The 22,862-nt window shown below is 68.3% G+C and carries 27 protein-coding genes and 1 pseudogene; 15 read left to right on the top strand and 13 right to left on the bottom strand.

What is annotated here, in order from left to right; genetic code table 11:
* Positions 1-230 precede the first annotated feature (230 nt).
* A complete protein-coding gene (locus tag ABZV06_RS27750; RefSeq protein WP_355625147.1) occupies positions 231-725 on the bottom strand; it encodes a hypothetical protein in 495 nt (164 codons plus the stop codon).
* A 150-nt stretch (positions 726-875) separates the two neighbouring features.
* Between ABZV06_RS27750 and ABZV06_RS27745 the strand changes: the two genes are divergently transcribed.
* Together ABZV06_RS27745 and ABZV06_RS27740 are read left to right on the top strand one after the other, a co-directional pair.
* On the top strand, positions 876-1,199 hold the full coding sequence (locus ABZV06_RS27745; protein ID WP_355625145.1) for a calcium-binding protein: 324 nt from the start codon (positions 876-878) through the stop codon (positions 1,197-1,199).
* Positions 1,192-2,331 (top strand): hypothetical protein, encoded by a 1,140-nt coding sequence (locus tag ABZV06_RS27740; RefSeq protein ID WP_355625143.1) that lies wholly within the window; start codon positions 1,192-1,194, stop codon positions 2,329-2,331. The genes ABZV06_RS27745 and ABZV06_RS27740 overlap by 8 nt, the downstream gene beginning before the upstream one ends.
* A gap of 15 nt (positions 2,332-2,346) precedes the next feature.
* Here the strand turns inward: ABZV06_RS27740 and ABZV06_RS27735 are convergent, their stop codons facing one another.
* Positions 2,347-2,514 (bottom strand): hypothetical protein, encoded by a 168-nt coding sequence (locus ABZV06_RS27735; protein ID WP_355625155.1) that lies wholly within the window; start codon positions 2,512-2,514, stop codon positions 2,347-2,349.
* 227 nt (positions 2,515-2,741) lie between these two features.
* On the opposite strand from ABZV06_RS27735, the gene ABZV06_RS27730 reads away from it, so the two are divergent.
* The gene (locus ABZV06_RS27730; protein ID WP_355625153.1) at positions 2,742-2,942 is read left to right on the top strand and encodes a hypothetical protein; all 201 of its coding nucleotides are present in this window, start codon (positions 2,742-2,744) and stop codon (positions 2,940-2,942) included.
* Positions 2,943-3,092: 150 nt separating this feature from the next.
* Here ABZV06_RS27730 and ABZV06_RS27725 read toward each other — a convergent pair.
* A pseudogene (locus ABZV06_RS27725) lies at positions 3,093-3,563 on the bottom strand (DEAD/DEAH box helicase family protein); the annotation flags it as partial.
* Positions 3,564-5,889: 2,326 nt separating this feature from the next.
* Between ABZV06_RS27725 and ABZV06_RS27720 the strand changes: the two are divergent.
* The 6 genes from ABZV06_RS27720 to ABZV06_RS27695 all read left to right on the top strand — a co-directional run bounded on the left by ABZV06_RS27720 (position 5,890) and on the right by ABZV06_RS27695 (position 9,135).
* Positions 5,890-6,684 carry an NYN domain-containing protein gene (locus tag ABZV06_RS27720; RefSeq protein ID WP_355625141.1) on the top strand — a complete coding sequence of 265 codons (795 nt, stop codon included), beginning with the start codon at positions 5,890-5,892 and terminating at the stop codon, positions 6,682-6,684.
* A 368-nt stretch (positions 6,685-7,052) separates the two neighbouring features.
* Positions 7,053-7,469: a YbaB/EbfC family DNA-binding protein gene (locus ABZV06_RS27715; protein WP_355625139.1), complete on the top strand. Its 417-nt coding sequence runs from the start codon at positions 7,053-7,055 to the stop codon at positions 7,467-7,469.
* A gap of 2 nt (positions 7,470-7,471) precedes the next feature.
* A complete protein-coding gene (locus ABZV06_RS27710) occupies positions 7,472-7,792 on the top strand; it encodes a hypothetical protein (protein WP_355625137.1) in 321 nt (106 codons plus the stop codon).
* 2 nt (positions 7,793-7,794) lie between these two features.
* Positions 7,795-8,289: a hypothetical protein gene (locus ABZV06_RS27705; protein ID WP_355625135.1), complete on the top strand. Its 495-nt coding sequence runs from the start codon at positions 7,795-7,797 to the stop codon at positions 8,287-8,289.
* The gene (locus ABZV06_RS27700; protein ID WP_355625133.1) at positions 8,282-8,770 is read left to right on the top strand and encodes a hypothetical protein; all 489 of its coding nucleotides are present in this window, start codon (positions 8,282-8,284) and stop codon (positions 8,768-8,770) included. Before ABZV06_RS27705 ends, ABZV06_RS27700 begins: the two co-directional genes overlap by 8 nt.
* Complete coding sequence (locus tag ABZV06_RS27695; RefSeq protein ID WP_355625131.1) at positions 8,767-9,135, top strand: hypothetical protein; 369 nt, start codon at positions 8,767-8,769, stop codon at positions 9,133-9,135. The genes ABZV06_RS27700 and ABZV06_RS27695 overlap by 4 nt, the downstream gene beginning before the upstream one ends.
* A 172-nt stretch (positions 9,136-9,307) precedes the next feature.
* Here ABZV06_RS27695 and ABZV06_RS27690 read toward each other — a convergent pair whose 3' ends face one another.
* The gene (locus tag ABZV06_RS27690) at positions 9,308-9,613 is read right to left on the bottom strand and encodes a helix-turn-helix domain-containing protein (RefSeq protein WP_151491657.1); all 306 of its coding nucleotides are present in this window, start codon (positions 9,611-9,613) and stop codon (positions 9,308-9,310) included.
* Complete coding sequence (locus tag ABZV06_RS27685) at positions 9,613-9,984, bottom strand: type II toxin-antitoxin system RelE/ParE family toxin (protein ID WP_354947420.1); 372 nt, start codon at positions 9,982-9,984, stop codon at positions 9,613-9,615. The genes ABZV06_RS27690 and ABZV06_RS27685 overlap by 1 nt, the downstream gene beginning before the upstream one ends.
* Before the next feature lie 560 nt (positions 9,985-10,544).
* On the opposite strand from ABZV06_RS27685, the gene ABZV06_RS27680 reads away from it, so the two are divergent.
* Positions 10,545-10,799 carry a hypothetical protein gene (locus tag ABZV06_RS27680; RefSeq protein ID WP_355246385.1) on the top strand — a complete coding sequence of 85 codons (255 nt, stop codon included), beginning with the start codon at positions 10,545-10,547 and terminating at the stop codon, positions 10,797-10,799.
* Complete coding sequence (locus ABZV06_RS27675) at positions 10,781-11,197, top strand: type II toxin-antitoxin system VapC family toxin (protein WP_355625129.1); 417 nt, start codon at positions 10,781-10,783, stop codon at positions 11,195-11,197. The genes ABZV06_RS27680 and ABZV06_RS27675 overlap by 19 nt, the downstream gene beginning before the upstream one ends.
* 33 nt (positions 11,198-11,230) lie before the next feature.
* On the opposite strand, the gene ABZV06_RS27670 is transcribed toward ABZV06_RS27675, so the two are convergent.
* The 7 genes from ABZV06_RS27670 to ABZV06_RS27640 form a co-directional block, all read right to left on the bottom strand.
* Positions 11,231-11,803, bottom strand: a complete 573-nt coding sequence (locus ABZV06_RS27670) for a hypothetical protein (protein ID WP_355625127.1) — start codon at positions 11,801-11,803, stop codon at positions 11,231-11,233.
* Positions 11,800-13,122 carry a hypothetical protein gene (locus tag ABZV06_RS27665; protein WP_355625125.1) on the bottom strand — a complete coding sequence of 441 codons (1,323 nt, stop codon included), beginning with the start codon at positions 13,120-13,122 and terminating at the stop codon, positions 11,800-11,802. Before ABZV06_RS27665 ends, ABZV06_RS27670 begins: the two co-directional genes overlap by 4 nt.
* On the bottom strand, positions 13,119-13,916 hold the full coding sequence (locus ABZV06_RS27660; RefSeq protein ID WP_355625123.1) for an ATP-binding cassette domain-containing protein: 798 nt from the start codon (positions 13,914-13,916) through the stop codon (positions 13,119-13,121). The genes ABZV06_RS27665 and ABZV06_RS27660 overlap by 4 nt, the downstream gene beginning before the upstream one ends.
* Before the next feature lie 11 nt (positions 13,917-13,927).
* A complete protein-coding gene (locus tag ABZV06_RS27655; protein WP_355246400.1) occupies positions 13,928-14,734 on the bottom strand; it encodes a zf-HC2 domain-containing protein in 807 nt (268 codons plus the stop codon).
* Positions 14,731-15,282, bottom strand: coding sequence for a sigma-70 family RNA polymerase sigma factor (locus ABZV06_RS27650; protein WP_355246403.1), 552 nt, complete (start codon positions 15,280-15,282; stop codon positions 14,731-14,733). Before ABZV06_RS27650 ends, ABZV06_RS27655 begins: the two co-directional genes overlap by 4 nt.
* A 313-nt stretch (positions 15,283-15,595) precedes the next feature.
* Positions 15,596-16,060: a DIP1984 family protein gene (locus ABZV06_RS27645; RefSeq protein WP_355625121.1), complete on the bottom strand. Its 465-nt coding sequence runs from the start codon at positions 16,058-16,060 to the stop codon at positions 15,596-15,598.
* Between the two features lie 67 nt (positions 16,061-16,127).
* Entirely contained in the window at positions 16,128-16,478 is a 351-nt protein-coding gene (locus tag ABZV06_RS27640; RefSeq protein ID WP_355625119.1) for an NADAR family protein, read from the bottom strand.
* Between the two features lie 184 nt (positions 16,479-16,662).
* On the opposite strand from ABZV06_RS27640, the gene ABZV06_RS27635 reads away from it, so the two are divergent.
* Positions 16,663-18,111: an ATP-binding protein gene (locus tag ABZV06_RS27635; protein WP_355625118.1), complete on the top strand. Its 1,449-nt coding sequence runs from the start codon at positions 16,663-16,665 to the stop codon at positions 18,109-18,111.
* A gap of 180 nt (positions 18,112-18,291) precedes the next feature.
* The gene (locus ABZV06_RS27630) at positions 18,292-19,062 is read left to right on the top strand and encodes an IclR family transcriptional regulator (RefSeq protein ID WP_355246415.1); all 771 of its coding nucleotides are present in this window, start codon (positions 18,292-18,294) and stop codon (positions 19,060-19,062) included.
* A 123-nt stretch (positions 19,063-19,185) separates the two neighbouring features.
* Here the strand turns inward: ABZV06_RS27630 and ABZV06_RS27625 are convergent, their stop codons facing one another.
* Positions 19,186-19,410, bottom strand: coding sequence for a hypothetical protein (locus ABZV06_RS27625; RefSeq protein ID WP_355625116.1), 225 nt, complete (start codon positions 19,408-19,410; stop codon positions 19,186-19,188).
* On the opposite strand from ABZV06_RS27625, the gene ABZV06_RS27620 reads away from it, so the two are divergent.
* Positions 19,409-20,839 carry an extracellular solute-binding protein gene (locus ABZV06_RS27620; protein WP_355625114.1) on the top strand — a complete coding sequence of 477 codons (1,431 nt, stop codon included), beginning with the start codon at positions 19,409-19,411 and terminating at the stop codon, positions 20,837-20,839. The genes ABZV06_RS27625 and ABZV06_RS27620 overlap by 2 nt on opposite strands.
* Positions 20,840-20,940: 101 nt before the next feature.
* Positions 20,941-22,857 carry an ABC transporter permease subunit gene (locus tag ABZV06_RS27615; protein ID WP_355246424.1) on the top strand — a complete coding sequence of 639 codons (1,917 nt, stop codon included), beginning with the start codon at positions 20,941-20,943 and terminating at the stop codon, positions 22,855-22,857.
* Positions 22,858-22,862: the final 5 nt, after the last annotated feature.

The following is a 22,862-nucleotide window of genomic DNA, read 5'->3' as shown; positions in this document are numbered from 1 at the left end:
GATCGACAACCTCACCAAACGACTCACCACCGAAACCACCCCAACCTGGCGAGACGACTAAAACCACAACACACGCAAAATACGTGAATCAGACGACCTCTGAGCAGTGATAGGCCTGCGGTTGGCGCTCGCGGTGGTGTCCCGCGAGAGGGGTTCGAGATCGACCGTGGCGGCCACGTTGGCGAACAGGTCGCTGGTTCGTCACTGGCACTGACATGCCCATGTTCCTCCTACGAGCTGATCTGCTGCACGAAGGCCGCGAGTTCCCGATCAGGGCTGACGTGGCGCTTGTATAGCGGGCTACAGGGAGTCGCGCCCAGCCGCAACGCGAGATCGACAAGGTTAGGCCTCGCGGCAGCTCTCCAGGTGTCGGCAAGGGAGGCGAACTCGTTCATGACGCCGACGACGCTGCGATTGGCCGTCGGCGCGATCCTCCACTGGCGCATCTGGTCAACCTCGGCGCGGATCACTGGGTCGGGCACGCCATGCGCGGCCAGCACTTCGCCGACCTGCTCGGCAACCCGGGCGGGCATGGTGGCGGCCGGTGCGAGGGGTATGAGCGCCGGCAGCAACGTGCGCTCGTTGACGAGCAGCGCGACCTGCGGTCGCCACGGCAGCATGGTCGCGTACCAGTCGCCGAGCAACGTCGTGGACCCCTCGCCGTCGTGCGAGGTGGACGGACCAATGCGTTGGCGCAGCTTCGCGGTGGCACGCAGGACGAACATCGTCCCATCCTCCCGCGTGCGCACCTGGCGCCGTTCCGCGACGGCTTACGGCACGTCGTACGGCCTGGGTCAGTCACATCGGCTGGCGGCCAGGGATTGTTGGACAGGGTAATCCGGTGCGGAGCGCGGGAGTTGTCGTAGGGTGCTGCGGTGGCAGCACTCAGCCGGGCCGAGTTGGACGCGTTGGTCGACGAGGCGACGGTCGATGCCTACGACGATGACGAGCAGCTGAACGGCCTGTACTCGATGCTCGAGGAGCACCTGACGGTCCCGTTCACGACGCGGGTTCTGGGCGTTGAGGTGACGGTGCGGCGGGTTGACCTGCGCCACGGCGTGGCGGTCGCGATCTGTCATCGAGGTCAAATTCGTCAAGCTATCGGGATTCTGGATCTTCCATTGCCGGAGCCGTCACCACCGGGCGCAGAGTGGATCGAGGCGTACCGGCACTGGGCGAAGGGGGTCGACGGTGAGTGAGTACCAGTACTACGAATTCGTGGCGGTCGACCGCCCGTTGACGTCGGTGCAGCAGCGGGAGCTGCGGGCCTTGTCGACGCGGGCGCGGATCACCTCGTCAAGTTTCGTCAACGACTATCAGTGGGGTGACCTGAAGGGTGACCCCCAGGAGTGGATGCAGCGGTACTTCGACGCGTTCCTGTACCTGGCTAACTGGGGCACGCACCGGGTCGCGCTGCGGCTGCCAATCGGGGTGTTGTCACCGGCCGTCGCTGCGGAGTACTGCGTCGGGGAGTCGGCCCGATCGTGGGCGACCCGCACCCATGTGATCCTCGACCTGCACAGCGAAGACGAGGACGGCGACGAAGTCTTCTACGACGGTGGTGGTCACCTCGCAGCGATCCTTCCCGCCCGGGCCGAGCTGGCCGCCGGGGATCGGCGGTTGCTATACCTGGCGTGGCTGCTGTGCGTACAGGGCCGTGAGCTGGCCGACGACGAGCCGGAGCCGCCCGTCCCGTCTGGGCTGAAGGACCTGTCCGGATCGCAGCGCGCCTTGGTCGATTTCCTGCGGCTGGACCCGGACCTGCTCGCCGTGGCGGCTGAGGCGAGCACACCACTGAAAGAGCAAGCGCCATCGGTGGCGGCGCTGTCCCGCTGGGTTAAGGCGCTGCCCGAGGCCGAGAAGAACGACCTTGTCGTACGGCTGATGCGCGGCGACGACGTACACCTGCGGTCGGAGCTGCTGGCCCGCTTTCACGGCACGACCTCGGTCGAGGACACCAACGCCGGACGTACCGCCGGAAAGTTGTTGGCCGCTGCGGAAGAACGCTGGTCACGACGACAGCAGCTCGCCCAGCAGCGTGAGGCGGCCGAGCTGGAGCGTCGGCAACGGGCGGCTGTCGCTGCACGCGAGCAGCGACTGAACACGCTCGCCGGACGGCAGGAGCAGGAGTGGCAGCGGGTTTGCGCGATGATCGAGACGAAGCGACCGAAGGAGTACGACGCTGCCATCATCTTGCTGGCCGACTTGAAGGCGCTGGCCGATCGGGACGGCGACGCCGAGGCGTTTCGGCAACGGATGCGGCAGGTGCGGGAGCGGCATGCCCGTAAGCCGAGCCTGCTGGACCGGCTCGATCGAGCCGGGCTCGACTGACCCGGCATGCACGATTCAGCTGCCAGCGCTGGGGACGGTGGTGAAGCCGAGTTGGGCGTAGGAGCGGGATCGCTTGCGCCACATGGCGGCGAGGACACCGACATTCTCGTCGACGTAGTCATGGACCTCGGCGGTGGTCTTGCCGGGGTGAGCGCGCAGGATCCGGCCGACGTACTGCACCATGCTGCCCTTGAACGCGACGGGTGAGCCAGGAACAGGGTGTCCAACTTCGGGCAGTCGTAGCCTTCGCCGACGTACCTGTCGGTGGCGACGACCAGTAGTGGTGGTCCGTCTGCGGGCGGGTCGGCGAGGAAGGCGAGGACCTGCTTGAGGTCTTTGGCCTTGCGGGTGGCGTAGAGCAGGTGGGGTTCATGGCCGAGGCCGCGTAGCCGCTGCCCGAGGGCTTCGACGTGAGCGGTCTGCCGGGTCAGGACCAGGCAGTTGCGGCCGCGTGCGAGGGCGGCGTGTACGTCCTGGCTGACCTGCTCGTTGCGGGTGTCGTCGGTGACCAGGCCGCCGAACACCACCGAGGTGATCGCCCCGGGCTTGGTGGTGTCGGCGTCGTCGGGCAGCGCGAACCCGGTGTGGTGAATGTGCAGGCCACGTTGTAGGGCATCCGGGTCACCCTTGTCGATCATCGGGATGCTGTGCCGCTTCGGGCCGCAATGCATGAAGATGACCGGCCCGAGACCGTCGCGGCGGTAGGCGGTGGCGGTCAGGCCCACCCATCGGCGGGCGGGGATACGGCGGACTGCCTTCTCAATGGTGGGGGCGCCCGCGTGGTGGGCTTCGTCGACGATGACCAGCCCGTACCCGCCCAGCCGCTGTCCTGCGTCATCCATGCGGGCCACGGTTTGGATCATGGCCAGGTCGATGTACCCGGTGGGCTTGGTTCTTCCGCCGCCGATCTGCCCGATCTGACCGGTCTCGACGTCGAGGACGGCGCTGATGCGGTCACGCCACTGGTCCATCAGCGGAGCCCGGTCCACCAACACGAGGGTGGGCGTGCGGTGGTGTGCGATCAGTGCGCAGCCCATGACGGTCTTACCCGATCCTGGTGGGGCTTCCAGCACGCCGTGTTCGTGGCGGGCGAGATCGGCGACTGCGGCGGGCTGACGGTCGCGCAAGGTCGCAGTGAACGTCACGTCGATGGGCGGAGGGTCAGCGCGCCGGTCGGTGATGTCGAGCCGGCAGCCGGCCTGAGCCACCAGTTCGGTGGCCTTGTCCGCCATCGCCCGAGGCAGGTGAAGGAACTCCAGATCCTCGGTGTAGCAGCGCACGAAACGCGGGGTTTTCCAGTTCGACAACCGAAGGTTTTCGTTCTTGTAGAACTCCGGGTTGGCCAACGACGCCGCATGCTTGAGCGAAGCCAGCAGCGATGCGGGCAGCCCGGCCCGGCGGATCGCGAGCATCCCCGCCCACTCGGCATGAACCACGGCCGGCGCCGCTACCTCCGGGCGCAGCGTCGACCGGAACAACACCGCCTCCGGGCCGACCGCCACCGGTCGCAGCTCGGTGACGAGCCGTCGCACGTCGGCCAGGGCGATCCGGCCGACACCAGCGAGGAGCGCCCACTGATCGGGGTACGGGGTGAAGGTCACCGGGTCGACGAAGACCGTCGTGCCGAGTTCGCGGCACTGCTTCTGCAACGGCAACGCGATCAGGTTGCCCAGTCCTTCACCCTTCGCCGGCAGATGGTCCTGCGATGGGAAGAACCGATCGTAGCTGTCCAGCCCGAGTGCGCCGCGGACAGCCATCGCCTCACGCAGCAACCCGAACCCCAACGCTCGCGCCTCCAGCGCCGGCACCGGCTCGAAGAAGAAGACCCACACATGGGCACCCTGACCCGAGCGGGAGACCTCAACCGCCGTCGGAACGCCGGCGATATCGGCGGCTTGAACGTATGCCTGGACGTCGAGCTGCCACTGCTCGCCGTCGAAGTCGCAGACGAGTAGCCGACACGAGTCGTCGGCCAGCATCGGGTACAGCCCGATGCTGGTCCGCCCGGACAGGTGGTCGTGGAGCACCGCGTCGGTCAACGGCCGGTACCGGCGGGCCTCCTTCGCCTCCTGCCACGTCTGCCCCGGCAGCCGCTCCAACTGCGGGTACCAGCCCTTGCGGCCATCCTTCTCCCACCGCTGGGCGTACACATCGTCGCGCCCCACGAACAGAGAGCGGAACAACGCCATCCGCTCGGTCGCAAGCCGCTCCCCAACGCCGGCCGATCGACCGGCAACAGACGGGCCCTGCACCGCCGCCTTACCGGTCGGCGGCAGCAGTTGGGCAACATCGGCTCGCAAGGCGGCCAACTCCGAGCGAAGCGCGGCCACCTCCGTTGCGCAGCCGCAAGCGCAGCCAGCGCCTGCGGGACTGGTCGATATCGCCGTCATCACCCCATTGAACAAGCCGCCGATGCATCAACCTCGGCAGGTCGTGGACTCGATTGCCGGACCCACCACGCATCGATAAGGCGATACGCTCTCGCGTCGGAGCGTACCGCTGCAGTGACGAAGAGGAGTGGCAGTAGGCCATGTCGTTCGTGCCCTCACCGCCGAAGAGCCGGCACTGGACCTTCACCGCTGTCGCCACCGCGCTTGCCTCGCCGACGATCGCGTGGGGTGTTGATCGGTCGTACCGGTCCGTGGACAGATGCCTTCGTGCGCACGGACAGCGGATCAGCGATTCAGAGGCGGACATACCCGACGCATGCTCGGGGATCAGCGGCCTACTGGCGCTGCTGGCACTGATCGCCATCGTCTACGTCGCCGCAACGGCGATCACGGGCCTGTGCGTAGGAGTGGCAGAGGGACGGCACCGGCACAGTTTCGGGCACCGACGGTGGTTCGTCGTTACCGTGGTCGGAATCGCCGCCCCTTGGGCGCTGGCGACTTACGCCGCGGGCTATGGCATCGGCCGGCTTGTACCGCCTCCCGCCGTCGATACATCGTGGGCAGAAGGTCGTGATGCCGCGCACCGGGTCCTCGATTTCCTCTCCCTGGGTGGCAAGCCAGGCCCCGTCCTCGCGCCAGGTTTTCTCACCGAGGAGCCGGTGTACCTGGACGCCCGGCTGCACTACGCGCGCCACTACGGCTCGTTGGTCACCTACACCCAGACCTCGGCAATGCGTTCGGATCGGCGGGCTTCGTCGCCGGCGCTCTGGTCGCCAACGCCATCGGCAACAGCAGCGCCAGGTCACGGGCTGAACGTCTGGCCCGCCCGCAGTGGCGCGAGCACCAACTCACCAGAGTCGTGCTCACACCCACCAGAACCTGGTGCTATGCGTCGGGACGGTGGTTGTCGTTCGACCACGCCGCCGTCATGGAATACCACCTCGACCACCAGGGCGTGGTGCTCCTCTTCGCCAACTCCGAGCCGCTGCGACTAAGCGGGCCCGCCGCATGGGCTCACGCGGTGCTCTTCGGCTATTTCCGCTTCGGCGCCCAATCGTTGGCCACTGCCCCGTTCCTCATACCGATCCGCGCCGCGCCTGCACCGGCGCCCGCTCCGCAGCCGCCGGTGACAGCTGCGGCGACCCCACCCTCAGCCGGCAGGTGAAGCATGAACAGCGCTGACCAGAGCACCGTCCGATTGGCGGTCCTCATCGATGCCGACAACGCTCAGCCGGCGGCCGTCGTCCCACTGCTGGCCGAGGTCGCGAAGTACGGCACGGCCCACGCCAAACGCGCCTATGGAGACTGGACTGGCAACGGCCTTCGTGGTTGGAAGGAGCATCTCCTCGCCCAGTCCATTCAACCGATCCAGCAGTTCGCCTACACCTCCGGCAAGAATGCCACCGACGCTGCGCTCATCATCGATGCGATGGATCTGCTCTACACCGGCCGCTTCGATGGTTTCTGTATCGTCTCCAGCGACAGCGACTTTACCCGCCTGGCCTCCCGCATCCGCGAGTCCGGCCTGACCGTCTACGGCTTCGGCGAGCGCAAGACGCCCCACTCCTTCGTCGCCGCCTGCGACAAGTTCATCTACACCGAGAACCTCACGCTCGGCCTTCCAACACCGCTTCAAACGGTTGTCGTCAAGCCGCGCACATCCGCCACAGATCTCAGCATCGACACCGTCCTCGCGACGCTGCTCCGCGACGCGGTCGAAGCCGCCTCGGGCGACGACGGCTGGGCGCACCTGGCCACCGTCGGACACATCCTCACCAAACGGCGCCCCGACTTCGACTCCCGCACCTACGGGTACGCCAAGCTCACCGACCTCGTCACCGCCACCGCACTCTTCGAGGTAGACCGCCGACTGCCCGCCGACGGCAAACCCGCCGTCGTCTACGTCCGGGACCGGCACAACGCCACACCCCGACGCGGCACCGACTCAACTCACGGCCCGTAACACCACGGGTCGGACGCTCCCAGGTTGCTCGAACGCTCCTCCCCCTGCTGAACGCACCCCTCCCACTCGACCACCGTGCGCGGATATAGCGACTTGTCTCGTTCGGCGCACTTAAGTAGCACCGGGTCACGGAGCTCAGCACCTTCCGACGACTGACACCTCAAAGACCCGGCGACCAGACCCGAGCCAAGCGGACACTGAAGCACGAACCCGGTAGCGATACCGACCTTGCGGGGACCCACAGTGGTAACCGGTCGGGTACTCTCCGCTGAGCGTCACGGTCCCTAATGGACGGCGCGAGCTTGCCCCTGACCGACACAGGTCATGGCCGCCGGGCGACTGCCGACCAGTTGAAGAGGAGGCCTCTCATGACGGCAGATGCCGACCAGTTCCGCCAGTCGATGGATGATGCTCTGAATGCCCTGCGTGAATTGCGGGCCAACCGTCCTGCGGCACCAGACGTCGAGACCTGCGGAGAGGCCACTGCGGCGGATGGCCTGATTGCCGTGGTCGCCGCTCCAGGCGGTCGGATTCAGGCGATCACCGTGGCACCTCAGGCGCTGCGGCAGGGTAGCGCCTACCTCGCCGAACAGATGACGCTCGCCGTCAACGCGGCCCTCGACGACCTGCAAGCCCGAATGGTCGCCGAAGCACCGGACGCTCCGAACCCGGCAGTGCTGCTCGAACGGCTCGAAGACGTCCAGCAGCAATCGGTGCGCCAAATGCAATCGTTCCTGAGCGCGCTCACCTCAGCCCAGGCCCGGGCAGCCCGGCCGGCGGATTGACGATGTCGATGGAAATCGATCCGGATCACGTCCAGGCGGCAGGCAGTCGGCTTGTCGACGTGGGTGACCGGCTGGCTGGCGCACTCGAGACGCTCGACGCCCGGCTGAAGAGCTTTGGCGAACCGTGGGGTGGCGACATGCTTGGCACCCTGATCGGCCTCTCGTTTCCGGTTGTCTCCGGATACCTGGTGCAGTGCTACGCCGCGATGGCCGACGAGTACCAGAGCAGCGGCGAGGACCTGGTGGCACTGGCGGAAGACCTGATGGCCGTCGAGGAGGACCTGACCGGCCAGTTCGGTGCACTGGCCTCGAAGTTGGGCTGACCATGGGCATGACAATTCCGGGTGAACTCGCCTCGGTGCTCGCCATGATCGGGTACGACTGGCCGGAGGGCGACGAGGAGAAGCTCTTCGAGCTCGGGCAAATCTGGATGGACTTCGCCAGCACGGTCGAGGAGGTAGGCCGAGAGGCTGACGCGCTGGCCGCGGAGGTGACCGGAGGCAACCAGGGCGACGTGATCGCGGCCTTCGACGCGTACTGGTCTGGTGCCGATGGGCCGGGCGGCGTGTTGGCCGGAAACACCACCGCCACTACCGTGCTGGGCGCCGGTTACGTGGTGGTCGCCGCGGTTGTGCTGGCGCTGAAGGTAGCGATCATCGTTCAACTGGTCATTCTGGCCGTTCAGATCGCCCAAGCGGTGGCCACGGCGGTGCCCACCTTCGGCGCCTCCCTGCTGGAGATCCCGATCTTCAAGATGATTACCAGCCTGATCCTCGACCAGCTCATCGACATGGCCATGAGGGCGATCCTCGGTGGGTAAGCGAAACCGCAACCGACATCTCCGCGACGCGGCCGTTCCACCCGCGGTGGAATCGGCGCTGGTCAAGCCGGTCGCGCAACTCGCCAGGACCCCCCGGGTACGCCGGGAGTACCACGTCGGCGACGAGCAGCGGCCCAAGCACCGGGACACCGACCGCAACCTGGCCATGGGCAGCGCGAGCCGTGCCCCCACCAACGGTCAGAGCGCACTGGACCGGTCGGTGCAGATCAAGGAGACCAACGAGCGCCGCCGTATCGGCGTCGATCACCAGACGGGTGAGATTGTCATTCTCGACCGGCACCGTCGCATCGAGCCGTCCAACCCTGGCGACGACGTCGTCGAGATCTACCACGGCCATGTCCGCGACTGGGAGGACCACAGCAAAGATGGCCCGAACGACGACATGCGCAACGCCCTCAAGCGTGCCGGACTGGTAGACAAGAAGGGCAGGCCGACCGCGCCGCCGAAGGACGAGACATGAGCACACAGCGCAGCTACTACGAACCGGCCCCGGCGACCCACGACACGGCCACAGCCGCACTCGCAGCAGGCGACATCGACACCCTCACCGACTCGATGGTCGGGCTCGCCTTGCACGATACGGACTGGCGCTGGTGCCAGGACTTCTACCTACGCGTGCTGGATCATCCGGAGGAGGACGTCCGGGCCACAGCAGCGATCTGCCTTGGCCACCTTGCCCGCATCCACCACCAACTCGACACCGACAAAGTCCTGCCCGCCCTGCGCGCCCGGCTGCGCGACCCGCAGGTCGGCGGCACGGTGGAGGACGCCATCGCCGACATTGAGCAATTCCTCGCTCTTCCACCCGGTGCCACGCGGGGATAGACACCCAATCGAAGTTTCGCAGCCGCCCGCCACACACAACCTCTGAGCGGCGGTAACTCAGATAGGTCAGGGCTGACGTGGCGACGGAATGGCTACAGGCAGTCGCGGCCTGCCTCACTACGGGGACCGACTGGCACGCCGAGCGCTCGGCACCGCCCTCATGCCCCAGACATCAACTCAGGGTCACCCGTTCGCCATCGAACTCGGCAACAAACTCGGCCTTGCCGCCAAGGGCAGCGATGTACCGGGCAACCGTGCCGACCTCAGTCTTCGGCAGTTCGCCGCTCTCGATGGCGACGACGCGCGGCTGTGAAACGTTCATGCGGTCGGCAACCTGCTGCTGAGTCAGGCCGCGCTTCTCGCGCATCTCACGCAGCCGCGTCGCGCGTACCTCGCCATGCATGCGCTCCTTGTGCTGCTCAACCTTGGCCTCGTCGAGGTTCATGCGGGAGCGGACATCCCGCCAGCTTTGCGCCATCAGTGCTGTCCCTTCAGCTCTCGCAGATGATCGGCGAACTTCCTGTCGGCTTCGAGAATGCTGGTTTCGTACCAGCCCTTCCAGTTGCCGCTCTTGTCACCCGCCACCAGCAGGATGGCTTCCCGCTGAGGATCGAAGGCGAACAGGATACGGATCTCGGTTCCCCCTGCCGAGCCTGGCCGCAACTCCTTCATGTTCTTGTAGTTCGAGCCCTTGACTCGATCAACCAAGGGTCGACCGAGCGCCGGACCCTCGGCGGCGAGCAGATCAATGGCCGCAGCGACCTGGTCAGCGGAGTCGGGGTCAGACTTCGCCAGGTCAAGCAGCCAGTCCTCGACGTCCTCGGTAAGGCCGACCTCCCACTCGCTCACACACCCACTATAGCCCAGAAATAATGCCTGCGTTATTGGAAGTTGAGAGCGCGGGCTGAGGGTAGAAGTTGACGCCAGGGACGAGACCACCCGCTGCCGCCGGTCATCGGTGCCGAGTTCAGCCCCGAGCGCATGGATGGGCGCGACCGGCTCGGACCTCCTTGCTGGGCGGTCGCCATAGTCCTCCACCGCCCGGAGGCAAGGAGAAGTGGCCGGCGCAAGCGGGCAGCACCCGGGACCGGGGGTGCTCCACGGGCGCTCGGACGCTCCGGTGCCGGACGGACTCACATCGCGATGGCCGGATTCGCGCCTCCGCCGGTCACTCATCATGGACGTCGCTCCCATAGACGTGGCGCGGACCAGCCCAGACGCAGCCGGACAACACGGCCGGGATCCGGGCGGCAGAAAACTCCGATGCCCCGAAGTGGCTTTGTCTCGTTCTGGTCACTTTTAATCCATAGGTTCAGGGTTCGAGTCCCTGGCGGCCCACTCTCCCGCAGTTCAATTGGCCGCCCTCGTATCTCCTGCTGAACGAGCGGTGCTGCATAGATAATGAATGCATGGTTGCTCTCCAGATTCGGGACGTGCCGGAGGAAGTACGAGATGCCCTGGCGGCGCAGGCCAAGGCGCGCGGGCAGTCCCTCCAGGCGTACCTGCTGGATCTGGTGGAGACGCAGGCTCGGCGGCTGCGCAACACGGCTGCCCTCGATCGCTTCGCCGGCCGATCTGACGGTGCTCGCGCCCTGCCGGGGGAGAGCGCGGCCGAGTTGGACGAGCAACGGGAGCAGCGCGGACCATGGGGAGGCGCTGCATGATCGTCGTGGATGCGTCTGTTCTGGCCGACGCCCTGGTCGACGACGGGCCGGTCGGCGACGCGGCGCGAGCGGAGTTGACCGCAGATCCGCACTGGGCCGCACCGAGCCATCTGCTGGTCGAGGTCATGTCCGTGATCAGGGGCAAGGTCCTCGGCGGCAAGCTGGGCCTTGCCCGAGCTCAGGAGGCGATCAGCACCCTGCCTTCGTTGGTCATCGACGAGGTTGCCGTCGCTGTGCTGCTCGACCGGATGTGGCAGTTGCGGGGCAATGTCACGGCGTACGACGCGGCTTACGTCGCGGCGGCGGAGTTGTTGGCCTGCCCACTCGGGACCGGTGATGGTCGGCTCGCCAAGGCCAGCGGAGCCCGCTGCGAGTTCCGACTGCTTGCGGTGTCCTGAGCGCTGGCGACCGAGCGGGAGTCGATTGCACCGTCACTCGCGTCGGGGGGCTCCGCGGATGGCGTACGCCACGATGCCCGTCACAGCCAGGACGGCCGCGACCGCCGCCGCGGACCGGCTGGTGTGCGGTTGGCCGGGCCAGGTGGCGAGCGCGCCCCACGTGCCCGGCTGGGGGAACATGGCGGCGACGACCGCCCACCCCATGGGCAGGAACCAGGCGCGGGCCGCACCCGCGACCGTCGCGCAGAGCGCGGTCAGGCCCAGCAGGCCGACGGCGTCGCGGACCACCAGCGCGGCGGGGCCGAAGCGGGCGCCGGTGGCCTGGGTGGCGAGGAGCACGACGAGTACGAGCGCCAGTGTGGCCAGCAGGTGCAGGGCTCGCCGCCACGGCCAGTACAGCGCGGCCGTGCGTTCCAGGTCTTCGTCCGGGGCGGCCAGGGTGGTCGACAGGACGGCCACCATCAGCATGACCGTCAGGACGACGAGCAGAAGGATGGCGTCGCGCTCTTTCGCGAGCGTCAGCCACAGCGCCCAGATCAGGGCTGCGGCGCCCACGGACGCGGCCAGCGCCAGGGGTACGCGTCGTGCGCGGAGGTGCAGGATCATCGCGACAGCAGTCCGGTGGAATCCTGGCACGCCAGGATCGCGTCGCGTACCGCCGTCACGCGGGAGAGCGCCTCCGGGGCCGGCAGCTTCTGCAAGCCCTGCCACAGTGCGAGCGCCTCGGCATTGAGCTGCGGATCCTCCTCGATCATTTCGGGGATGACACCGACGTCGGAGACCGGCTCGCGGCCGAGCAGGTGGTAGGCGGCGGCCCGTTCGACCGCGCTGTTGCGCTCGCAGTCCGGGCCGCCGTATCCGGCGCCCAGGCCGAACACCATCTCCGGGACCACGGCGTCGGGATGGGCCAGGCCGCCGTGGTCGTCGATCCGGACGTCGATCTCGACGATGTCGGCGTCGCGGCCGGGCACCTCCCCGATGAGGAAGGCCCGCCTGTCCTCGTGCGCCTGCGTGGGGGCGTGCGGCATCTTGGCGAGGGTGTAGAGGCCCTGGCGGGCGAGCGGGGTCAGCGCGTCCAGCACGTTCGCGTTGACCCGGGTGACGCAGACCTTCGGCGCGTCGTCGGTGCAGACGAGTTCACGGGCGACGGGGTCGACCGGCGCGACGAGCGCCGCCTCGTCGCGGGGGACGATCGCCGCCGCGACACCGAAGCCGAGCAGCACCGGCAGTACGGCGGCCACCGAGGCCCGGGGACCTTGGGCAACCAGCAGGAGTACGCCGGTCAGCGCGAGCCCGGCCATGAAGATGGCGAGCACGGCGGTGACCCGCGGGTCGATGGTCTGGAACGGGTAGAACGGGGTGCTGCCGTACGCGGGTGACAGGATCGCGCCCATCCAGTCCGGCCGCATGATCGCGGTGAAGAAGACCAGCAGCACACCTGCCACGGCGAGCACGGGGGCCGTCACCAGAGCGGGTAGCAGCCGCCCGATACCCAGTCCGAGCCAGACGGCCGCGACCAGGGAGAACGCACCGACAATCGCGATGGCGACGACGTCCGGTGGGAAGTACGCGGCGGTGGAGGCGATCCGCATGCCGCCCGCGCCGAGAACCAGCAGGAACGCGAGCCCGAGCGCGGCTCCCATCGCGACGAGGAGCGGAAGCATCCGGCCGGCGCGGGACCGGGGTGTGGTGGCGAACAGTTCCCCGACCTTGGCCCGGTGCTCGCGGCGGCCCTGCCACGCGCCGGCGGCGAGGGCGATCGGCCAGAGCAGGAGCATGTACTCCTTGATGGTCAGGGTGAGGGACATCCATCCTTCCGACCAGCGTCCCGGGGCGATGTAGAGGGCGGCGACGCCGACCGCCAACGCGAGCAGCGCGGCACCGGCCGCGGCGGAGCGCCGGAGTTCGATCCGCAGGACGCTCATCGGGTGGCCTCCTCGTGGCGGCGGAGCAGCGCGGAGTAGCCGCGTTCGGCGGGGCTGTCGCCCGGGTGCCGTTCGTCGCCCTCGCCGGCCAGGGCGGCCGGGGTGCCCTGCCACACCAGCCGGCCCTCGTTGATCAGCACCACCTCGGTGCAGGCGGCGACCACGTCCTCGACGAGGTGGGTGGAGACCAGCACGCAGGCGTCCGTACCCAGGTCCCGTAGCAGCTCCCGCAGGTCGAGGCGTTGCTCGGGGTCGAGGCCGACGGTCGGCTCGTCCAGCAGCAGCACCCGCGGGTCGTTGACGATGGCCTGGGCGACGCCCGCCCGGCGCAGCATCCCGCCGGAGAGTGTCCGGAGGCGGGCGTCGGCCTTGGCGCTGAGCCCGACGCGGTCGATCGCGCGCTGCGCGGCCGTCGGGATGTCGGGCTTCGGCATCTCCTTCAACCAGGCCATGTACGACACGAACTCGCGCACGGTGAACCGCGGGTAGTAGCCGAAGTGCTGCGGCAGATAGCCCAGTCCCCGCCGGGCCTGGCGCAGGTCGGCGCGGCCGTCGACCGAACTGCCGAGCAGGGTGAGCCGGCCTCCGGACGGCTTGAGCACCGTGGCGAGGGCACGCATCAACGTCGTCTTGCCCGCGCCGTTGCGCCCCAGCAGGCCGTGGACGCCGGTGGCCAGGCTCAGGTCGAGCCCGTCGACGGCCAGGTGCCGGCCGGCCCGCACCTTCAGCCCCTCGGCGTGGATGGCCCAGGGGTGGATGGTGGTGGCCGTCTCGGCCATGCTCACCGCTCGCATGGTTGTTCCCTTCAGAACGAGGTGAGGCGCCGGAAGCTGTTGGCGCGAAGGAGAGTCAGGGCGGCCAGCACGACAGTGGCGACGGCCCAGCCGCCGACGGCTGCGGGTTCCAGGAGCACCGGCAGTTCGGCGGTGGCGAGGCTGGGCGCGACCACGACGGCGGCCCAGGCCACCATCAGGCCGACCGCGGCGCGGTGGACGCCGACGAGGGAGCCGAGCAGCAGGGTGGCGGCGGTGAAGGCCAGGCACGGCAACAGCATCAGCGCCGGGTTCACCCGGCTGGCGCCGTAGGCGGCGAACGCGGCGAGCACCGGGATGACGAGGACGAGCACCGCGGCGGTACGACGCAGGAGCATCACCAGACCGGCCGAGGGGGTGCCGACCACCAGTTCCCAGGCCGGGTCGCCGCGTCTGCTCCACGCCGCCGCGACGCCGGGAAGCGGCGCCAGGGGCGCGAGCAGCAGCACGATCGACGGCAACTCGGACAGGAAGTACGTGAGCGTGGCCGCGGTGCCGAGCACGCCGGCGGTCATGGCGACCCAGGGCAGCAGCGCCGCCACGAACCAGCGCTGCCGCAGCGGCGTACGGAGGAAGCTCCGGGACCGTGGGGCGGGGCCGGCGGCGATCGAACGGTCGACGGCTGCCGCGACCTCGGCGACCAGGGCGCGCGACTCGGCCGTGGTGCTGCCGGCGAGGCGGGCGCGGCAGTCCGCGCAGGTCTCCAGGTGCACCTCGATCGACCAGACGGTCGCCTCGTCGAGGCCGGCATCGCCGTCGGCGTACCGGTCGATGTCGTTGAGGGTGGGATGCGTGGTCATGACAGGGCCTCCCGCAGGACGATCCGGGCGCGACGGATCCGGGACTTGACGGTGTTCTCGGGTACGCCCAGCAGCACGGACGTCTCGCGGACGGTGAAGCCGTCCAGGACGGTGGCCCGCAGCACCGCCCGGACCTCGGGTGGCAGCACGGCGAGGGCCTGTTCGAGTTCCTGCCCCACCCGACCGGCCAGCACCTCGTCCTCGGCAGCGGGCACGACCATCTCGACCGGATGTACCTGCGGCACCCGTGCCTGCCGGGAGCGTCGCCGAAACGCGTCGACCAGGCGGTGCGCGGCGATGGTCCACAACCAGCCGACGGCGCTACCGCTGACCTGGTCGCCCGCGAAGCTGCCCGCCGCCCGCCACACCGTCAGGTAGGTCTCCTGGAGGACGTCGGCGACCACGTCCGCGTCGGCGCAGCGGCGCCGCAGCCGCACCTCCAACCAGGGCGCGGTACGCCGGTACAGCTCGTCGAACGCGCGCCGGTCACCGTGGGCCACCCGGCGGACGAGTTCCTGCTCGTCCGCCGCGTCCAGACTTCGTCTCACGCCAGGTAAGACGACCGTCTCCGCGTAATCGGGTGCCTCGCGACTGTGACCGTCGTCACGGGGAGGCCGGATCCTTTCAGGATCTGTTGTGTCAGGTTGCGGAAGTCCCCTGTCCCACCCTCACCGTCGTGGATCTGCACATGGTGGTGTGCCGTGCCCTGTGCGCCGTCACCTGTGTGCTGTGCTGGGCATGCGATGTGTGGTGGGGAATCGAACCCCTGCGCCTGCCCCCGGCGCGCCAGGAGGTAGCCGGATTGCCCACCGGCTTGCGGGTTTGTGCACGCCTCCACGTCGGCTACCTGCTCCGCAACTCCTAGTCCAGCAGGTCGACCTCCCAGTTCGTACGCTGGATCAGCGTGTCCACCTCGCGAAGCTGCCGGGCCAGGTCGTCGGCCTGTCGGCGCAGCTCGGCCACCGGCAGCGCCGGGATCATCTTCAACTCCGACCGCAACTGCCGGTACTGACGCTGGCCTTCACCAGCGGCGGCCGCCGCGGCCGACGTGACGACGTTGTGCCGCAGACGGAGTAGGTCGCGCCGGGCGAGTGCGTCGGTGAGCGTGGCACCGTCCACGACGCTGGCGGCGTTCGTGCGGTTGATCCGCCGAATCAACGACTCCAACTCGTCGAGCGTCTCGCCCACCTCGACGAGCAGAGCCGAGGCGTCCTCGGCCGGATTCTCGCCCTCCTGGAAGCGAGCGCTGGCGGTGATGCGGGCACGGAGTTGTTCGGCGCGGCGCGCCGCGTCCGCGCGCACCGCCAAGGCCTCAGCGAGCTTCATGGGCACCAGTATCGCCAGCGAAGATCATTGCCCGCGCCTCATTTTCCGGCGCGCGAATGCGGCAAGGTCATCGCTTGTCGAATTGTGTGCGGGCGCGCATCAAGGCGAACCCGAGAAGATTCTGGCCGCGCCACCGGGCCGGGTCCTCGGCGCGCGGGTCCGCGGCCGCCAGTCCGATGCCCCAGACGCGGTCCACGGGGCTGGCTTCCACCAAGATCCGGTTAGCCGTGCCAGACAGGTACCGCCCGAGGTCGGGGTGCTGGTTGAACTTCGCCACATTGCCGGCGACGACCAGACCGATGCTTTGCTCGTCCCAGGGACGCCCGCCCTCAGCGACATGGGCGCGCAGGCTGGTCAGGTCGCAGGGCAGCGGATCTGTCGTCGTCACGTCGAGCAGGGTGCCAGAGCTGTGCGACATCGAGCGCTGGGCGACCCTGGCCCGGCGCAGACGGCCTGCACCTGCTCGGCATCCGAACCCCCGAACGAGTGTGAGCGGAACCGGCGCGGTCGGAAGCCCGCTATCCATGCTGACGGTCCCAGGTCAACGAGCAACGCAGGTAGACTGAGCCGAAGTAAGATGCAATCTAGCTTCGGAGGGGTCGATGTTCGTCGGTCGGCGCGCGGAACTCGACCTGCTCACCCAGCAGCTTGACCACGTGAGGCGCACCGGGGAGGGCCGCTCCGTCGCGATTCGCGGGCGACGACAGGTGGGAAAGTCACGCCTGGTGCAGGAGTTGTGCGACCAGGTCGATCTGCCGTACTGCTTCTACACCGCCGTCAAGGGCGCGTCGAGCATCGAAGCGGTGAGCTACTTCCTCAGCGCCCTCCGCGACTCGTCTCTGCTCAGCTCCCGCAGCCGCGACATTTTGCCCTCCCAGCCGACAGCCGGCGGCTGGGGAGACATGCTGCGGGTACTGGCGGGAGTCCTGCCCGATACGCCGAGCGTGGTCGTCCTCGACGAGCTGCCATGGATCTCCGAGCAGGACGCGACATTCGACGGGCACCTGCAGGTCACGTGGGACCGTCTGATCTCCGGCAAACCGGTACTGCTACTGCTGCTCGGTAGCGATCTGCACATGATGCAACGATTCACCGAATACGACCGGCCATTCTACGGCAGGGCCACCAATATGGTCCTCGGTCCGTTCAACCTCGCCGAAACCGCCGCTCTCACGGGGCTGGGCGGGGCGGATGCGATCGACGCGCACCTGATCACCGGTGGACTGCCGGGCATCGCCTTGGAATGGTCACCGGGAACGCCTCCCACCGACTTCCTGAGCCAGCAGATCTCCCACAAGACGTCGGCGTTGTTCACCATTCCCGAACAATCCCTGGCATCGGAGTTTCCGGCCCCGGACACTGCCCGGCGCATTCTCGAGGCGGTCGGCGGGGCGGGCAGCCGCACGTTCAGCAACATCGCCGCGACCGCTGGCGACCGCGGCGGTCCGGTCAGCTCCGGCACCCTCTCCCCGCTGCTGCACCGGCTCGTCGAGGAGAAACAGATCCTCGCCGTCGACAAGCCGCTCTCCACCAAGCCCAGCAAACTGGCGCAGTACCGGATCGCCGACAGCAATCTGCGTCTCTACCTGGCCATTCTGCGAGATGTGCAGCAATTGGTGTTGCGTGACCGGACAGCGGCCGCGCGCGCCGTTCTGGACAGTCGGTGGTCCACCTGGCGGGGCAACGCTGTCGAACCGATCATCCGCGACGCGCTCGCCATCGCGGCCGGTGCCGGCGACCTGCCCTGGACGGAAACGTGGGAGGTCGGCGGCTGGTGGAACCGGCAGTCCAACCCGGAGATCGATCTTGTCGGAGCCGACCGCGCCCCGATCGCCTCGCACATCGCGTTCGCCGGCTCCATCAAATGGCAGGACGGGCCGTTCGATCGGCGCCACCTCGACGAACTACGCCACCACGCCCCCGCGATCCCGGGCTTCGAACCCGGGACCAGCGGCCTGGTCGTCGTCAGCCGATCCGGCACCGCCCTCCCGGGCGAGGCTGTGGATCTCGTCTGGGGTCCTGACGACATCGTGCGTGCCTGGTCGGTCTGATGCGGCCACGTCATGCCGTCGGTGCCGCACCGGCACCCCCGGACCGCCGACTGGTCGGCTACGGGAGTTGTCAGCGGCGTTCGGAGCCTGGCGCGGACGGCGCACGTGGCTATCCTCTTCAAATGCTGGCCCGTGTGGAGATCGTTGACGCGGGTCCGGCATTTCGAAGGGACCAGCGACATGCCCCGTGTGGTACCGGCAGTTATCCGCGCACTCGACGTCCTCGAACTGTTCCTGGACTGCCCTCAACTGTCGGCCCGCCAGGTGATGGAGCGGCTCGACCTGCCGCGTACCACCGTCCACGAACTGCTCGTGACGCTCGAGGCTCGCTCGTACCTGATCTCGGTGCCGGGTCAGCCGGTGCAGTATCGGCTCGGCATGCCGCTGTTCCAGCTCGGCGCGGCGTTCGCGGGCCGGCTCGATCTGGTACGCGAGGCGCAGGGCGTCGCGCGGGACGTGGCTGCCCGGTGTGACGAGGCCGTGCACGTGGCGGTGCTCGACGGCGCGGACGTCATCTACCTCGTCAAGTTCGACAGCACGCACCCGGTTCGGATGGTGTCCGGGGTCGGGCTGCGGCTGCCCGCGCACTGCACGGCGGTCGGCAAGGTCCTGCTGTCGGCTCTCGATCCGGCCGACCTGGACGCCGTCCTGTTGAAGGATCCCCTGCCGGGCATGACGCCGGAGAGCATCACCGACCCGGAGCTGCTCCGTGCGCACCTCGACCGTGTCCGGGCGGACGGCGTCGCGGTCGACGTCGGCGAGTCGGACACCGCGATGCGCTGCGTCGCGGCCGCGATCCGGGACCACTCCGGCACCGTCATCGCCGCGATGAGCCTGTCCGCGCCGATCATCCGGTGGACGCCCGAGGTGCAGGTGGAGTGGACCGGGCTGGTTCGCGAAGGCGCCGCCACGCTGTCCGCCCGCATGGGCTACCGGGTCCAGTCCCGGTAACGAACCTCCCGCTTTCGGTTCGAAACACCATCGAAACATTGACATCGGTCGCCGGGCTGCTCTAGCGTCGCACCACTCGATGCGGTATATCGAACCTAGTTCGAAATCTCGAACGGCGGGTGGTCACGTGACACGACCGAACTGGAACGTCAGCGCCACTGTCTCGGCCTCGTCGCCGATCGCCTCAACCTCATCGCGCCACCGTGGCGAGCATCGAACGAACTGATCTCGGCGGGCGACCTCCGTGGTCGCCGCAACAGGAAACCCAACTGGAAACACGGCGGCGTTCGCCAGGTACGCCTTCGGCATGCAGCCGTGCGCGGGGAGATGAAGGAGGCGGGTGTCCATGGAGGACAAAATGGGTTGGTCTCGGCGCGGCGTTCTGGGGATGGGGGTGGGAGTGTTCGGCGCGGCCGGTCTGGCCGCGTGTGGGGACACCTCCAAATCGCCGACCAAGGTGCAGGCCGAGGTCCCGCAGGAGCTGATCGACGCCGCCGCGTCGATGAAGGGCTCCTCGATGGGGATGTTGTCGCAGAAGCTCTACTCGACGGCGGCGAACGACGCCCTCGACAGCTCGATCAAAAAGTTCGCCGACACCACCGGAACGAAGATCGAGAACAGTCTGGTCCAGGCCGATGCCGGTGACGTGGTCGCCAAGATCGACGCCGAGGTCAAGGGCGGCGTGGCACGTGACCTGGCGTTCATGACCGACTCCCGGTTCGTCGCGCAGTTCCAGGCCCTCGGCGACCTGGAGGACGTCACCGACGTCGTCCAGGCCCTGACCGCCAAGTACGGCGAGCCGTGCGCGGAGGCCAAGAACTTCTGCGTCTTCGACGGCAAGTGGTTCGCGATCCCCTACCACTTCATCGGAATCGGGTCGTTCCTGCGCAAGGACTGGATGCAGGACAAGGGCATCACGCCCAAGGACATCTACAGCTGGGAGGAGCTGCGGGACGTCTGCCTGGAGATCTCCGACCCCGGCAAGCGCCGGTTCGGCTGGGGCATGACGATCAACCGGTCCGGTGACGCCAACGGCATGATCGAGGCGCTGATCAACGCGTACGGCGGGTCGATCGCCTCCAACGACGGCCGGAAGGTCACGTTCGAGTCACCGGAGACGGTGCAGGCGGTGACCTTCCTCGGCGACATCTACACCAATCCCAAGTACAAGCCGATGCTGCCGCCGGGGATCGCGAGCTGGACCGACACCAGCAACAACGAGAACTGGCTCGCCGGCATCCTCGGCTACACCCGCAACCAGTTCAGCGTCTACGCGGACTCGCGGACCAAGAAGAACCCGGTGCACGCCAACACCCACGTGTTCTCCGACTGCATCGGACCGGCTACCAACAATCCGCTGCTGCTGGGCCAGTCGCAGGGCTTCGTCATCTTCAAGGGCGCCAAGAACCCCGCGCTCGCCAAGCTCCTGGCGCAGTACCTGGTCAGCGCGCCCGCGCTGCTCGGAGTGGCGAAGGAGGCACCCGGTCTGGTGATGCCCGCCTGGGAGAAGGTCTGGGACGCGGACCCGTTCTTCACCAGCGGCGACCCGGCGTTCCCCATGCTGCGCAGGATCACCCAGTTGCAGCTGCCGTTGAACACGAAGAACGGCCTGGCCTTCCCACAGAAGGCCAGCGCCGGCCAGCAGGCCGTCGGCTCGGCCTACGTTCTCACCGACATGACGCAGCAGGTCGCGCAGGGCACCGCGCCCGCGCAGGCCGTGAAGGCGGCCCACACGAAGATGGTGCAGATCTTCAACCAGCAGGGGCTGCCGCAGTGAGAACGCTCCGCCCCGCGCGGGTCCCGGCGGCGAGGACGTCCTCGTCGCCGGGATCCGGCTCCCTCACGGCGACCCAGCGCCGGCTGGGTCGTGACTGGCGAATGGCGGCGCTGTTCCTGACGCCGATGGCCGTGCTGGTCGGCGGCCTCGTCCTCGTACCGATCGCCCGGTCGATCGTCACCAGCACCACCGAACGGCACGGGCAGGAGTCCGTGTTCGTCGGCCTCGACAACTACCTCCACCTCGTCGGCGACGACCAGTTCCACACGGGCGTGGTGAACTCGTTCGTCTTCACCGCGTACGCCGAGATCTTCAAGGTCGTGCTCGGGCTGGCCGCGGCCCTGCTGCTGCACCACCGACGCCGCGGGCGGGCGGTGCTGGCGGGGTTGCTCCTGGTGCCGTGGGTGGTGCCGACCGTGGTGACGGCGTTCAGCTGGCGCGCGCTGCTCGACCCGATCTTCGGCAGCGTCAACAACCTGCTCACCGCCACCGGAATCGGACCGCTGCTGGTCGACCTGCACCTGGTCGACAGCTGGCCCGCGGGCTGGCTGTCCGACCCGTCCCTGGCCATGCCCTCGGTGATCCTCGTCAACGTCTGGAAGGGGGTGCCGTTCTTCACGGTGTGCTTCCTCGCCGGGCTGAAGGCCATCCCGGCCGACCTGTACGAGGCGGCGACCATCGACGGGGCCTCGGCGTGGCAGCGGTTCGCCAACGTGACGCTGCCCGGGCTGCGCCACGTCATCACCGTGACGGTGACCCTGTCGTCGATCTGGACGTTCAACAACTTCGACCTCGTCTGGCTGCTGACCCAGGGTGGCCCGGGTGACGTGACAGCGCCCTACGTGCTCGTCGCGTACTCGAAGGCGATCCTGCAGTTGCAGTACGGCGCGGGCGCGGCGGTCACGCTCGTCATGCTGCCGGTCATCGGCGGGCTGGTGTTCGTCCTGGTCCGGCTGTTGCGCCAGGACTCGGGGGCGAAACTGCCCCGGGCGCGACGCGCGGCGCTCCGGATCGGTACGCGGGCACGCAAGGCCCTGCCGTGGGTGATCACCGCGGTGGTCACCGGCCTGCTGATCTGGGCGTCGCCGGACATCTTCTGGAAGGCAGCGGTCGTCCTCGGGGTGATCCTGCTGATCGCGGCGGCGGTCGGTCGGGTGGTGTCGACCCTCCAGTCGCGCGGCGGTCGTCGGGCGTCGTCGACGGTGTCGAGCCTGGGCTCCTGGGTCGCGCTCGCCGGGCTGCTCTTCTTCGTGCTGGGCCCGCTGTACTGGATCAGCGTCACGGCCTTCAAGTCCGAGGGCCAGGTCGTCATGCGTACGGACGACCTGTGGCCGACGCCCTGGACCACGGAGCAGTTCACCGCGCTGTTCGCCAACCAGCCGTTCGGTCGCTGGTACCTCAACACCCTGCTGGTGTCCGCGGCGTCCACGGCGGTGGCCCTGGTCTGCGCCGCCCTCGCGGGGTACGCGTTGGCCCGGCTGCGGTTCCGTGGGGCGCAGGGCTTCACCGTCACGGTGCTGCTCACCTACGTGATGCCGGGCGCGCTGCTGTTCATCCCGCTCTACCAGATGCTCATCGGCGTGCGGCTCACCGACTCGTTGTGGTCGCTGGTGGTGACGTACCCGACGTTCACGCTTCCGTTCGCCACATGGCTGCTGGTCGGCTACTTCTCCTCGATCCCCGTGGAGCTGGAGGAGGCCGCGCTCGTCGACGGCTGCACCCGCCTACAGGCGTTCGGCCGGGTGGTGCTGCCGCTGGCCAGGCCGGGGCTGCTGGCGGTTGCGCTCTTCACCCTGACCAACGCCTGGAACGAGTTCCTGTTCGCCTTCGTGTTCATCACGAAGGACGAGTACAAGACGCTGCCGGTGGGGATGCAGTCGATGATCGCCGGAGACGTCGTACCGCAGGGACAGCTCGCCGCGGCCTCGCTGCTCGTCAGCATCCCCGTGGTGATCATGTACGCGCTCGGGCAGCGCTTCCTGACCGAAGGGCTGACCGCCGGAGCGGTTAAGGGCTGACCTGC

Origin of the sequence: Micromonospora sp. NPDC005172 (genome assembly GCF_040608555.1) — a bacterium.
Lineage (GTDB): Bacteria > Actinomycetota > Actinomycetes > Mycobacteriales > Micromonosporaceae > Micromonospora.
The sequence above is the reverse complement of the archived record's forward strand: the minus strand, read 5'-3'. Positions and strand labels throughout refer to the sequence as shown.